Origin of the sequence: Klebsiella sp. K5-306, from assembly GCF_051835185.1 — a bacterium.
GTDB classification, from domain to species: Bacteria; Pseudomonadota; Gammaproteobacteria; order Enterobacterales; family Enterobacteriaceae; genus Klebsiella; species Klebsiella oxytoca.
This window is the reverse complement of sequence record NZ_JAIFJY010000010.1, coordinates 45,389-59,182: the sequence shown is the minus strand read 5'-3', so window position 1 is coordinate 59,182 and position 13,794 is coordinate 45,389. Positions and strand designations below refer to the sequence as shown.

Annotated in this window: 11 protein-coding genes; 8 read left to right on the top strand and 3 right to left on the bottom strand. The window is 55.4% G+C overall.

All coding sequences use genetic code 11. From position 1 onward, the window contains the following. The first annotated feature begins 93 nt into the window (after positions 1–93). The 6 genes from rnm to K2184_RS16185 all read left to right on the top strand — a co-directional run bounded on the left by rnm (position 94) and on the right by K2184_RS16185 (position 7,768). A complete protein-coding gene (gene rnm / locus K2184_RS16210; RefSeq protein WP_004112415.1) occupies positions 94–963 on the top strand; it encodes an RNase RNM in 870 nt (289 codons plus the stop codon). Between the two features lie 9 nt (positions 964–972). Beyond that, complete coding sequence (locus tag K2184_RS16205; RefSeq protein WP_004101372.1) at positions 973–1,593, top strand: L-threonylcarbamoyladenylate synthase; 621 nt, start codon at positions 973–975, stop codon at positions 1,591–1,593. 392 nt (positions 1,594–1,985) lie between these two features. Continuing rightward, complete coding sequence (gene rluB, locus K2184_RS16200) at positions 1,986–2,873, top strand: 23S rRNA pseudouridine(2605) synthase RluB (protein WP_004101377.1); 888 nt, start codon at positions 1,986–1,988, stop codon at positions 2,871–2,873. A gap of 165 nt (positions 2,874–3,038) precedes the next feature. Next, positions 3,039–4,400: an MFS transporter gene (locus tag K2184_RS16195; RefSeq protein ID WP_004101378.1), complete on the top strand. Its 1,362-nt coding sequence runs from the start codon at positions 3,039–3,041 to the stop codon at positions 4,398–4,400. An 18-nt stretch (positions 4,401–4,418) separates the two neighbouring features. Beyond that, positions 4,419–6,767, top strand: coding sequence for a beta-glucosidase (locus tag K2184_RS16190; protein WP_163525063.1), 2,349 nt, complete (start codon positions 4,419–4,421; stop codon positions 6,765–6,767). Between the two features lie 26 nt (positions 6,768–6,793). Further along, the gene (locus K2184_RS16185; RefSeq protein ID WP_004101380.1) at positions 6,794–7,768 is read left to right on the top strand and encodes a helix-turn-helix transcriptional regulator; all 975 of its coding nucleotides are present in this window, start codon (positions 6,794–6,796) and stop codon (positions 7,766–7,768) included. On the opposite strand, the gene cobO is transcribed toward K2184_RS16185, so the two are convergent. Next, positions 7,740–8,330 carry a cob(I)yrinic acid a,c-diamide adenosyltransferase gene (gene cobO, locus K2184_RS16180; protein WP_004101381.1) on the bottom strand — a complete coding sequence of 197 codons (591 nt, stop codon included), beginning with the start codon at positions 8,328–8,330 and terminating at the stop codon, positions 7,740–7,742. The two genes, K2184_RS16185 and cobO, sit on opposite strands and share 29 nt — an antisense overlap. After that, entirely contained in the window at positions 8,327–9,088 is a 762-nt protein-coding gene (locus K2184_RS16175) for a YciK family oxidoreductase (protein WP_004112423.1), read from the bottom strand. The genes cobO and K2184_RS16175 overlap by 4 nt, the downstream gene beginning before the upstream one ends. Before the next feature lie 254 nt (positions 9,089–9,342). On the opposite strand from K2184_RS16175, the gene sohB reads away from it, so the two are divergent. Then, the gene (gene sohB, locus K2184_RS16170) at positions 9,343–10,389 is read left to right on the top strand and encodes a protease SohB (protein WP_016808521.1); all 1,047 of its coding nucleotides are present in this window, start codon (positions 9,343–9,345) and stop codon (positions 10,387–10,389) included. A 54-nt stretch (positions 10,390–10,443) separates the two neighbouring features. Here the strand turns inward: sohB and K2184_RS16165 are convergent, their stop codons facing one another. Next, complete coding sequence (locus tag K2184_RS16165; protein WP_004101388.1) at positions 10,444–10,695, bottom strand: YciN family protein; 252 nt, start codon at positions 10,693–10,695, stop codon at positions 10,444–10,446. 409 nt (positions 10,696–11,104) lie between these two features. On the opposite strand from K2184_RS16165, the gene topA reads away from it, so the two are divergent. After that, on the top strand, positions 11,105–13,702 hold the full coding sequence (gene topA / locus K2184_RS16160) for a type I DNA topoisomerase (RefSeq protein ID WP_163525061.1): 2,598 nt from the start codon (positions 11,105–11,107) through the stop codon (positions 13,700–13,702). Positions 13,703–13,794 lie beyond the last annotated feature (92 nt).

Genomic DNA, 13,794 nt, shown 5'->3' with positions numbered 1-13,794 from the left:
ACTATCCTTAATCCCTTAAGCTGCAGAACATCAGTCAATCTGCTTGTGACTTAAAGTATGACGGGTACAGGTTCATGTCCAGCAGGAGTCATCTTGAGCAACACCAACTACGCAGTAATTTACGACCTGCACAGCCATACCATCGCCTCTGACGGGCGACTGACTCCAGAAGAACTTGTCCATCGCGCGCATCAGATGCGCGTCGGCACCCTGGCGATAACCGATCACGATACCGTGGCGGCGATCCCCGCGGCCCGGGCGGAGATTGAACGCGCCGGTTTACCGTTGACGCTGATATCCGGAGTGGAAATCTCCACGCTGTGGGAAAACCATGAAATCCATATTGTCGGGCTGAATATTGATATCGCCCATCCGGCGATGACCGCGCTGCTCGATGAGCAGAAAGCGCGCCGCCAGATGCGGGGACAGCAGATTGCAGAGCGGCTGGAAAAAGCGCGGATCCCTGGCGCCTGGGAAGGGGCGCTGAAGCTGGCTGACGGCGGCGCGGTAACCCGCGGCCACTTCGCCCGCTTTCTGGTGGAGGCCGGCTATGCCAACAATATGGCTGACGTTTTTAAGAAGTATCTGGCGCGCGGGAAAACCGGTTACGTTCCGCCTCAGTGGTGTACAATAAAACAAGCGATTGATGTCATTCATCATTCCGGCGGTAAAGCGGTCATTGCCCATCCCGGACGCTACGACCTCTCTGCCAAGTGGCTGAAACGACTGTTGGCCCACTTTAGCGAGCAGGGAGGCGATGCGATGGAAGTCGCCCAGTGTCAGCAGGCGCCGCACGAGCGGGCTCAGCTTGCCGCTTACGCCGTGCAGTATGGCCTTCATGCCTCGCAGGGGTCTGATTTTCATCAGCCCTGTCCGTGGATCGAGCTGGGCCGCAAACTTTGGCTACCCGCTGGCGTAGAAGGGATCTGGCGCAGTTGGGAAGTGGCCGTAGAACAAAATTGAGAGGGAAGTATGAGCCAGTTTTTTTATATCCATCCGGAAAACCCACAGGCGCGGTTGATTAACCAGGCGGTGGACATCGTGCGTAAAGGCGGGGTGATCGTCTATCCGACCGACTCCGGCTACGCCTTAGGCTGCAAAATTGAAGATAAAGGCGCGATGGAGCGGATTTGCCGAATTCGTAATCTGCCAAACGGCCACAACTTTACCCTGATGTGCCGCGATCTGTCCGAGTTGTCGACCTATTCATTCGTCGATAACGTCGCCTTCCGTCTGATTAAAAATAATACGCCGGGTAATTACACCTTTATCCTTAAGGGCACCAAAGAAGTCCCGCGCCGTCTGCTGCAGGATAAGCGTAAAACCATCGGTATGCGCGTACCGTCAAATCCGATTGCCCAGATGCTGCTGGAAACGCTCGGCGAGCCGATGCTTTCCACCTCGTTGATGCTGCCGGGCAGTGATTTTACCGAATCCGACCCGGAAGAGATCAAGGATCGTCTGGAGAAGCAGGTAGACCTGATTATTCACGGCGGCTATCTGGGACAACAGCCGACCACGGTTATCGATCTTACTGAAGACGTACCGGTGGTGGTGCGTGAAGGCGTGGGTGACGTGACGCCGTTCCTGTAATGTCCCTGTTTCCAGGGAAGGAAGGGGATACAGCGAACACCATCTTGCCGTTTGCTTTATACTGACATTCAGCGCTGCCTGATGTTTTATCCACTTTAAAAGAAGCTATGATGCCGCCTGGCATCTGTCTGCTTGCCATGCGCCTGCACCGAGGCGCGTGGTAAGTTGTGCTATGTGCGTAATGCAAAGAAGCATTCATCCTCAAGTTCGTGTACCATGTTCGGCCACGCGAGAGGCGTGTCTCTGTTATGTCTGCTGCGGTGACATAAAAAAACGACACGAGCCGATGCATCATTTATTTACAGAACAGGGTGTTAGGTTGAATTCTATCCGACTCCCTGTTTTTCGAAGTATACCAGACGCCTGGGAAGGCGACACCTTAAGGAAGCTCAATGAGCGAGAAATTACAAAAAGTGCTGGCCCGCGCTGGCCACGGCTCCCGCCGTGAAATCGAAGCCAAAATCGAAGCTGGCCGCGTCAGCGTCGATGGCAAAATCGCCACCCTTGGCGATCGCGTTGAAATTGTCCCGGGTTTAAAAATTCGCATCGACGGTCACCTGATTTCGGTGAAAGAGTCTGCGGAACAGATTTGTCGCGTGCTGGCTTACTATAAGCCGGAAGGCGAACTCTGTACCCGTAATGACCCGGAAGGACGTCCGACGGTGTTCGATCGCCTGCCAAAGCTGCGCGGCGCGCGCTGGATTGCCGTCGGCCGACTGGACGTTAATACCTGCGGTCTGCTGCTGTTTACCACCGACGGTGAGCTGGCGAATCGCCTGATGCACCCGAGCCGCGAAGTGGAACGTGAGTACGCGGTGCGCGTGTTCGGGCAGATCGATGATGACAAGCTGCGCCAGCTGGCTCGCGGCGTGCAGCTTGAAGACGGCCCGGCGGCGTTTAAAACTATCAAGTTTACCGGCGGCGAGGGGATCAACCAGTGGTACAACGTCACCCTTACGGAAGGCCGTAATCGCGAAGTTCGCCGCCTGTGGGAAGCCGTTGGTGTGCAGGTCAGCCGCCTGATCCGCGTGCGCTATGGCGATATTCTGCTGCCGAAAGGCCTGCCGCGCGGCGGCTATACCGAGCTGGACCTGGCGCAGACCAACTACCTGCGCGAGCTGGTCGAACTTGCGCCGGAAACCAGCTCTAAGGTTGCGGTTGAAAAAGACCGTCGCCGTATGAAAGCGAACCAGATTCGCCGTGCGGTTAAGCGCCACAGTCAGATGGGCAATAATAATAACAACCGTCGCTCCAGCAGCCGTAATAACGGTAACGGTTAATAATTTCAGTTCCGGCGGTTACCGCCGGAATTCTTCCTCCTGTGACTCCTTTCACACTTCTGCATAAAGACAAAAAACAGGAAATCCCCGGACAAATAACGCAAAGCGGTGCGCCAGGCAACGCCATATACTGAGGCCACTGATTACAAAAACAGGTAGCCTAAAATGGATACAGCAGGAAAACTATCGGCAAGCTATGTGGTTATCGGCGTTAAAGAAAAAATAGGTTATGGCTTTGGTGATTTTGCCTCTAATTTATCGTTCGGTTTTGTTTCTCTGTTCTTACTCTTTTTCTATACCAACATTTACGGCATCAGCGCCGTACAGGCGAGCCTGATTTTTGTTATTGCGCGCGTTGTTGATGCCGCTTTTAATATTCTGATTGGCTTTGCCATCGATAAAACCCACAGCCGTTACGGTAAACTACGCCCGTGGTTGTTATATGGCTCAATTCCGCTCGGCTTTTTAACGGTGCTCTGCTTTGTGCCATTCGGCGGTGAGGCAAAATTCTATTTTGCGCTGATCTCCTATACCATTTATTGCCTGGCGTATACGGCGGTGAATACGCCTTATTCGGCGCTGACTAATCGTCTGACCCAGCATGAAGCCTCCCGCTCATCGCTATCGGTATACCGGTTTGTGCTGGCGATTGTTGGCTATCTGATTGTTTCCACTACTGCCGATATGCTGATTTCCCCGTTTAGCGATAAGCAACTGGGCTACGTCTTTGCGGTCTCTTGCTTTGCGCTGCTGGCGACCTTTTTGTTCCTTGCCTGTTTCGGAATGACCAAAGAGCGCGTTGGCGAGGAAGAGGAAACTCCCGCGCCGACGCTGCGGGAAATGTTGAAGGCGGTGGCAGGCAATGCGCCGCTTATTAACCTCTCGATGTTTACCGTCTTTTTTTATATTGCCTATACCGTGTGGATGGCGATTGCTATTTACTTCATTAAATACATTATTGGCAGCGAAGGTTTTACGTCGACCTTCTTTATGATTCAGTCCGCAGCGTATATTGTCGGAACCGTTATTTCGGAAAAAATCATTGCGCTGATAGGTAAAAAGAAAATGACTCTGGTGGCGCTGTTGATCGGCATTGTCGGCGTACTTATGCAATATTTTATCGCTGGCGACAATATCTGGCTGATTATGACTGGGGTATGCTTGTACAGCATTACGCTGGGGATGGGCTTTGTTTCCATGTGGTCAATGATTGCCGATACCGTGGAATATGCCGAGTGGCACCATGGGGTGCGTACCGAAGGCGCCATCTACGGCTTCTTTAATTTCATCACCAAAATAGCAATGGCTATCGGCGGCGGCTGTGCGGGATGGATGCTGGACTATTATCACTATGACGCGGGTAACATTACTGCCAGCGCAATTAACGGTATTAACGTACTGATGACGCTATTCCCCGGCGCGATGTTTGCTCTCAGCGCCATATTTGTCGCGTGCTATTCGCTGGATGAAAAAACCTATCGCGATATTGTGCAAAAAATCAGCCTGCGTAAACAGAACGCGCTTTAACCTCAGGGAGCCAGAGAGATGAATAACGATTTTAATACCACCCTCGCCGCGATGAGCATCGAAGATAAAGTGGCGCTACTGACCGGCAGCGGCCTGTGGCGTACCGCGTCGCTGCCGCAGCACGGTATCGAAGATATCATTATGACCGACGGTACCTATGGCGTTCGCTACAGCAGCGCGCAGATTGATGGCCGGGAAAAGTGGAGCATGGATGATTTTATTTCGGTCATCACCCAAACAGCAGACCAGGCCAGCGCGGAAGAACCTACCGCGAAAGGGGGAAGCGAGGCGCTCTTCAGCACGTCGCTCCCGGCGACCTGCTTTCCTAACGGTTCCAGCCTGGCCTGCAGTTGGGACGTGGAACTGGTGCATCAGATGGGGCAGGCGCTGGGAAGAGAGTGCCAGCATATGGGGGTTGGGATTCTGCTCGGACCGGGCATTAACATCCGCCGTACGCCGCTGGCTGGTCGAGGCTATGAATATTATGCCGAAGACCCGGTGGTCAGCGGCGACATTGCTGCTGCGCTGATCAACGGTCTGCAGCAGGAGGGCGTCGGCGCCAGCCTGAAACACTTTGCGGCGAACAACTCCGAGTACCGCCGTACGGAAATGGATTCGATCATTGAAGAACGGGCGCTGCGGGAAATCTACCTGGCGGGTTTCCAGCGGGCGATTACAAAATCCCAGCCGTGGACGGTCATGTCTTCGTACAATCGTCTTAACGGTGTACAAACTTCGCAGGATCCGTTTTTACTCACTCAGGTATTGCGCGATGAGTGGGGATATGACGGCCTGGTCATGTCCGACTGGTACGGTATTAAAGATCGCCCGGCATCGCTGATGGCGGGTAACGATCTGGCGATGCCGGAAACCCGCCGCGATAAACAAACTCTGCTGGCGGCTATTGAATCCGCAGAGGTGCCGATGGCGGTGGTAGACCGCGCCTGTCTACGCATGCTGAAACTGCTCGACAAGGTTCAGCGCCATCGCCGCCCGGAAACGCGAGCCGATTTCCCGGCGCACCACGCGCTGGCGCAGCGCCTGGCCGGCGAATCCATTGTCTTGCTGAAAAACGAAGATAGTCTGCTGCCGCTGCATCCGGAGAAAACACCGCGTATTGCGGTGCTGGGTAAACCAGCCCAGGAGCCGGTGATCCAGGGGTCCGGATGCGCGACAACGGTGCCGTATCTGCTCGACCGCCCGCTGGATGAAATTTTCGATCTCGCCGGGGACGATTTTAGCGTCTCATGGGCCGTAGGCGCGCCGGACGATCTGCGCAGCGATGAACAGGCGCTGGCGCAGGCCTGCCGGGTCGCTCAGGAAGCTGACGTGGCGGTGATTTTCGTCAGTACCGCCGTGGGTGAAGATGGTGAAAATGGCGATCGTCAGGATCTGAATATTCTGCCGGTGCATGAACGGTTGATTCGCGAAGTGGCGGCAGTCCAGCCGAATATCGTAGTGGTGCTGGCAAATAGCGATGCGGTGGTGATGCCGTGGCTTGGCGAGTGCAAGGCGCTGCTGGAAACGTTTTTTGCCGGACAAGGAATGGGGCGCGCGGTTGCGGAAATCCTCTTCGGCCAGCGCAACCCTTGCGGTAAATTGACGGTGACGGTGCCCAATACGCTGGAGGAAACGCCGGCCTGGCTGCACTATCCGGGCGAAAACCTGCGCCATCATTACGGAGAAGGGCTTTTTGTCGGCTATCGCTATTACGACAAGCGTTGTCTGACGCCGCAGTTTCCCTTCGGTTTTGGCTTAAGCTATACCCGGTTTGCTTACGATAATATTGCGCTCTCAGCCTCCCGTGTAGGCGCAAGCGAGACGCTTACCGTTTCGTTCGATCTGACCAACTGCGGAGAGTATGCAGGCAAGGAGATAGTTCAGCTGTACGTGAGCGCGCCTCAGGGAGAGCTGATTCGCGAAGTGCAGTCATTAAAAGCCTTCAGTAAAGTGGCGCTGGCCGCAGGGGAGTGCCGCCGGGTCAGCCTGCAGCTGCCTATCGGCGACCTGGCCTGCTATCATCCTGGCCTCGGCGACTGGGTCGTGACGCCGGGGCTCTGGCAGATCCGAGTCGGCGGCTCATCGCGGGATCTGCCGCTGACGGCGGAAATCGAAGTGGACTGCCCGCAGCGGTACGTCCCGCTTCGCGATGATAATTCGCTGCAGCAGCTGATTCAGCAGCCGGAAGCTTTTGCCCGGGTAGTCAAGTTGATTGCCGATAAGAGCCAGATGCCTGCGGAACTGGTCCGTGAAAAACTGATCCGCCTGGCGCCGGATTTGTTCTGCGGGCTGCTGATTGCGCTGACCGAGTTTCTGGCGCTGGATATTGAGCGCGACGAACTTAACGCCGTGCTGACAGGGCGCTGAGCGTTGCCAATGACAGGAGAGTGCGCATGTTTCCTTTTTCAGTGACTCACCCCGGTTCGCTCACGCAGAGCGGACGACAGACGGCGAACAGCGGCTACGAGCTGATTGCCTTCGATGCCGAGAAGCTGAACGTGTTTGCCGCGGAGGTTCGCTACTGCGAGCCGCACTGGCATCCGGCTCCTGAGCTGATTACCGTACTGGCAGGGCGGTTTACGCTCGCCGTCGGCCAGCAGAGCCTGGAGCTGGCGCAGGGGGACATGCTGTACATCAATGCGGAAGAGGTTCATTCCCTCAACGCGGAGGCGGCGGGCAGCCAACTGGTCACCGTTCAGTTTTCGCCCGGCCTGTTTGACGAACTTCACCCCTCGCCGCAGCTGGAATGGAGTACCTGCGGACGATCTTACACTGCGGCGGACAGTGAAGTACATCAGCGGCTGGCGGGGTTACTGAAACAGCTGATCGACAACCCTGCGCCGTTTCAGCGTATCGCCGCCATTTATCTGTTACTGGATGCGTTAGTCTCCGCTGGCAAGCCGACGCAGCGCGGCGAAAGTTCGCTGCGCGACGAGGCGATGATCAAAAAAGGCATAGATTTTATCAATCAACACTTTGACCAGCCGCTGACGCTGAGCGAGGTCGCCTGCCATAGCGGGATGAGCTACTCCTGGTTTTCGCGGCTGTTTAAAAAGGTGAGTCGCTATAATTTTAAAGAGTATCTGACGCTGGTGCGGCTAAACAAAGCCCGCACGCTGTTGCGCGATACCCGTACGCCGATTACCGAGATTAGCCACAGCTGCGGATTTCAGGAGCATAAATACCTGATTGCCGCCTTTAATAAATACTGCGGCGTTACGCCGACCGAATATCGCAAGCGCTTCGTTTCACGGCAAAATATTGTCGAAAGCGAACTGGCGCCGGGGGAGGATTGCCTGTGTCTGCCGCTCAACCATGCGCTGCTTGAGCGGCTGGTGGCTAGTAGTCGATCCCCATCTGCGCTTTGATACCGGCATCAAACGCGTGTTTCACCGGACGTAGTTCGCTGACGGTATCGGCCAGTTCGGTAATTTCACGGTGGCAGCCGCGTCCGGTAATAATCACCGTCTGCTGCGCCGGACGGTTGCGTAACGCGGTAAGCACCTCTTCCAGCGGCAGATAGTCGTAGGCCACCATATAGGTGAGCTCGTCCAGTAAAACGAGATCGAGGCTTTCATCGGCCAGCATGCGGCGCCCGTGCTCCCAGACCGCGAGGCAGGCGGCGGTATCGCTTTCGCGATCCTGCGTATTCCAGGTAAAACCGGTCGCCATCACCTGAAACTCGACGCCGTGGGGTTCGAGCAGATTGCGCTCGCCGTTCGGCCAGGTGCCTTTAATAAACTGCACGACGCCAGCTTTCTTACCGTGCCCGACGGCGCGGGTGACGGTACCGAAGGCGGCAGTCGTTTTACCCTTACCGTTGCCGGTAAAAACGATCACGATACCGCGCTCTTCCTGCGCGGCGGCGACGCGAGCGTCAACTTTGTCTTTTACCCGCTGCTGGCGTTCGCGGTGGCGTTCATCACTCATTGTGCGATTCCTGGTTTGCGGCCCGGCTGGGCGTCAAAAGTCATTCCCGTCTTACGACGACTGTCGTCGCCCATCAGCCACAGGTATACCGGCATGATATCAGCGGGGGTTTTCAATTTTTGCGGATCTTCCGTCGGGAACGCATTGGCGCGCATTTTGGTGCGGGTGCCGCCTGGGTTAATGCAGTTGACCCGCAGATGGCGGTTCTGATACTCCTCGGCCAGCACCTGCATCATGCCTTCGGTAGCAAATTTCGACGCGGCGTAAGCGCCCCAGTTCGCACGTCCCTGGCGGCCGACGCTGGAGGAGGTAAAGACCAGCGAACCCGATTCGGATTTGAGTAATAAAGGAAGCAGGGCCTGGGTGAGCATAAAGGTGCCGTTCACGTTCACCTGCATCACCTGCTGCCACACTTCCGGCTTTTGTTGATCCATCGGGCAAACGTCGCCCAGCAGACCCGCGTTATGTAGCACTCCGTCGAGGCGCGGGTAGTGGATGGCTATTTTCTGCGCCAGCTGCTGGCACTCCTGCGGCGTGCAGGTTAACAGGTCGAGAGTAAACCAGCGGGCGGGAATGCCGCCAGCCTGCTCAATCTCTTGCGCGACGCCGCGCAGTTTCTCTTCATTGCGTCCGACCAGAATAACGCTGGCGCTATAGCGGGAATAGGTCAGGGCGGCTTCACGGCCAATGCCGTCGCTGGCGCCAGTAACCAGGATGATGCGGTCCTGTAACAGGTGACGTTGCGGTTGATAGTGCACGGCGACTCCTCGGGCGATCTGCTGACGATCGCGCTTGCTGTTCGGTATCTCACTTTTGCGCTTTATGCCTGAAAGCGCCCGCTAATGCAATCGGCGAAGCGGAAACTCTTCGCGGAATTAATATCTTGCAACGATTTCATCGTCGCTGAAAAAAACAGGAAGGCGCCTCGCACGCGACACAAAGCACAAAGACTTCTCGCCGACGGCTGATGTACACTGTGCGCCAACGTCAGTGGTTTACACAAGGTGAAAACGTGGAATTAGTTGCTCAATATGGCCTGTTTTTGGCCAAAATCGCGACCATCGTTGTCGCAATTGCGGTTATCGTCGCCATTATTGTTAACCTGACTCAGCGCAAAAAACAGCGCGGCGAGCTGCGGGTAACCAATCTTAGCGAGCAATATAAGGAGATGAAGGAAGAGCTGGCGGTTTCGTTGCTCGATGCGCCGCAGCAGAAGCTGTGGCATAAAGCGCAAAAGAAAAAGCTTAAGCAGGAAGCTAAGGCGTCTAAGGCGCGGGCGAAGCTGGGAACGCCTGAGCCGGACGCCAAACCGCGCGTCTGGGTGATCGATTTTAAAGGCAGCATGGATGCGCATGAAGTCAGCAGTCTGCGCGAAGAGATCACCGCGGTCCTGGCGGCGGCAAAGGCGCGCGATCAGGTGGTCATTCGCCTCGAAAGCCCCGGCGGCGTGGTTCACGGCTATGGTCTTGCCGCTTCACAGCTGCAGCGTCTGCGCGACAAACAGATCCCGCTAACGGTGGCGGTAGATAAAGTCGCGGCCAGCGGAGGTTATATGATGGCCTGCGTGGCGAACAGAATCGTCTGTGCGCCGTTTGCTATCCTTGGCTCTATTGGCGTCGTCGCGCAAATCCCGAACCTTCATCGCTTCCTGAAGAATAAAGATATCGATATTGAGCTGCATACGGCAGGCCAGTACAAACGTACCCTGACGATGCTGGGCGAAAATACCGAAGAAGGGCGACAGAAGTTCCGCGAAGACCTCAACGATACCCATCGACTGTTCAAAGATTTTGTTCACCAGATGCGTCCCGAACTCGATATTGAACAGGTAGCCACTGGCGAACACTGGTACGGCGTTCAGGCGCTGGAGAAGGGGCTTGTGGATGCGGTGGAAACCAGCGATGAGCTACTGTTGGGGCTGATGGATAAACACGAGGTGATCGGCGTGCGCTATCAGCAGCGTAAGAAAATGCTCGATCGTTTTACCGGTAGCGCCGCGGAAAGCGCTGATAAACTCCTGCTGCGCTGGTGGCAGCGCGGGCAAAAACCGCTGATGTAATCCAGACAACGCGAGGCTTCGGCCTCGCGTTTTCGTCAGGGTCGGGCAGAAGTGTTAATCCGCCAGGTGATACTTATCAGACAGTTCGTGCGCGAGGTATTTAAACATATTAAATACCGCCGTACTTTTCGCCGTGGGCAGTCCTTGCTCATCAAGATAAAACTCGCCGCTGAACACCAGCACGCCGTTACGCTGCACGACGTCGGTGGCCTCGATCCCGGCTAACGTATCTTCATGTTCGCGAATGAGTTTGTTGGCTTTTTCCAGAAGCGTCTGGCGATCGATGGGTTGGGTTGTACCTTGCATAAATGCCTCCTGTGATTCTTCGCGGGTAGTCTACGCCGCACGACGGCGAGGGGCAAATTTTCCATTGATCTTACAGGGGTAATTGCAGGCGCCGAATAAACATCAGTTAGTGGCGGGATTTGCTTTTGCATGCTAATAAAGTTGCGTAACGAATTTTATCAGGTACAGTGTGACGCTTTCAGCGATCTGGCAACAGATTTGCTTGACATTCGGCCAAAAATTATTCGTGCTATGTCGCCTGGCAAGAAAAAGCCAGCAAACTCAGCTATCTGGTTTTATGGATGTGAAACCGGTGCAAAGGGTTGATATCCATCGACAACGACGCAACATAGGTTGTGACGTGTCGCCAGTGGATGGTGAATCAATGTGCGATGTATTCCTGGATGAATCAAATTAGGTAAAGGTGAATATGGGTAAAGCTCTCGTTATCGTTGAGTCCCCGGCAAAAGCCAAAACGATCAATAAGTATCTGGGTAATGACTACGTGGTTAAGTCCAGCGTCGGTCATATCCGCGATTTGCCGACCAGTGGCTCAGCATCTAAAAAGAGCGCCGACTCTACCTCCACCAAAGGGGCTAAAAAGCCTAAGAAGGATGAACGCGGCGCTCTGGTCAACCGTATGGGCGTGGACCCATGGCATGACTGGAATGCGCACTATGAAATACTCCCGGGTAAAGAAAAGGTCGTTTCTGAACTCAAACAGTTGGCGGAAAAAGCCGACCACATCTATCTCGCAACCGACCTTGACCGCGAAGGGGAGGCCATTGCATGGCACCTGCGGGAAGTTATCGGTGGTGATGAACAGCGCTATAGCCGCGTGGTGTTCAACGAGATTACCAAGAATGCTATCCGTCAGGCTTTCGAAAAGCCGGGCGAACTGAATATTGACCGTGTTAACGCTCAGCAGGCGCGTCGCTTTATGGACCGCGTGGTGGGCTATATGGTTTCTCCGCTGCTGTGGAAAAAAATTGCCCGCGGTCTGTCCGCAGGCCGCGTCCAGTCGGTTGCGGTACGTCTGGTGGTCGAGCGCGAGCGCGAAATTAAAGCGTTCGTTCCGGAAGAGTACTGGGAAGTTGACGCCAGCACCACCACCCCAGGCGGCGATGCATTGCCGCTGCAGGTAACGCACAACGACGATAAGCCGTTCCGTCCGGTAAGCCGTGATGAAACCATGGCGGCCGTCGCGCTGCTTGAAAAAGCCAGCTACAGCGTGCTGGAGCGTGAAGACAAACCGACCAGCAGCAAGCCGGGCGCGCCGTTTATCACCTCCACGCTGCAGCAGGCCGCCAGCACGCGTCTTGGCTTCGGCGTGAAGAAAACCATGATGATGGCCCAGCGACTCTATGAAGCGGGACACATTACCTATATGCGTACCGACTCGACGAACCTGAGCCAGGATGCGCTGAGCATGGTGCGCGGCTACATTGGCGATAACTTCGGCAAGAAGTATCTGCCGGAGAGCGCGAATCAGTACGCCAGCAAAGAAAACTCGCAGGAGGCGCACGAAGCTATTCGTCCTTCCGACGTCAACGTGCTGGCCGAAACCTTAAAAGATATGGAATCTGATGCGCAGAAACTGTATCAGCTGATCTGGCGCCAGTTTGTCGCCTGTCAGATGACTCCTGCGCAGTACGACTCCACCACGCTGACGGTAAAAGCCGGCGATTTCAAACTGAAAGCCCGCGGCCGTACGCTGCGCTTTGACGGTTGGACTAAGGTGATGCCAGCCCTGCGTAAAGGCGATGAAGATCGTACTTTACCGCTGGTCAATAAGGGCGACAGCCTGAGCCTGGTCGAACTGACGCCAGCGCAGCACTTTACCAAGCCGCCGGCGCGTTTTAGCGAAGCCTCGCTGGTTAAAGAGCTCGAAAAACGCGGCATCGGCCGTCCGTCTACCTACGCGTCAATCATTTCGACCATTCAGGATCGCGGCTACGTACGAGTGGAAAACCGCCGTTTCTATGCGGAAAAAATGGGCGAAATCGTCACCGATCGACTGGAAGAGAACTTCCGCGATCTGATGAACTACGACTTCACCGCGCAGATGGAAGACCGTCTTGACCAGGTGGCGAACCATCAGGCCGAGTGGAAGCAGGTGCTCGACAGCTTCTTCGGGGACTTCACTTCGCAGCTGCAAACGGCAGAGAAAGATCCGCAAGAGGGCGGCATGCAGCCGAACCCTATGGTGCTGACCAGCATTGACTGCCCAACCTGCGGGCGCAAGATGGGGATCAGGACCGCCAGCACCGGCGTGTTCCTTGGCTGCTCGGGCTATGCGCTGTCGCCGAAAGAGCGCTGCAAAACCACCATTAACCTGGTGCCGGAAAACGAAGTCCTCAACGTGCTGGAAGGCGATGACGCCGAAACCAATGCATTGCGGGCCAAACGTCGCTGTAAAAAATGCGGCACGGCAATGGACAGCTACCTTATCGATCCGAAGCGCAAGCTGCACGTCTGCGGTAATAACCCGACCTGCGATGGTTACGAGATTGAAGAGGGCGAATTCCGCATCAAGGGCTATGACGGTCCGATCGTTGAGTGTGAGAAATGTGGCTCCGAAATGCACCTGAAAATGGGGCGTTTTGGTAAGTACATGGCCTGCACCAACGACGAGTGTAAAAACACCCGTAAGATCCTGCGTAATGGTGAAGTGGCTCCGCCGAAAGAAGATCCGGTTCCGCTGCCGGAACTGCCGTGCGAGAAGTCAGACGCCTATTTCGTCCTGCGCGATGGCGCGGCGGGCGTATTCCTTGCCGCCAATACTTTCCCGAAATCCCGCGAAACTCGCGCGCCGCTTGTGGAAGAGCTGTTCCGCTTCCGCGATCGTCTGCCTGAGAAGCTGCGCTATCTGGCCGATGCGCCGCAGCAGGATCCGGAAGGCAACAAAACGCTGGTGCGCTTTAGCCGCAAAACTAAACAGCAGTATGTTGCTTCTGAGAAAGAGGGTAAAGCGACCGGCTGGTCAGCCTTCTATATCGACGGTAAATGGACCGAAGCGAAGAAATAACCTCTCCTGAGGGCCGCGTTGCGGCCCTTCATTCATTTCCCAGGTGACTGATCTCCCACGTTAATCAGCTTTTTTATCTCCCGCCTTATAAC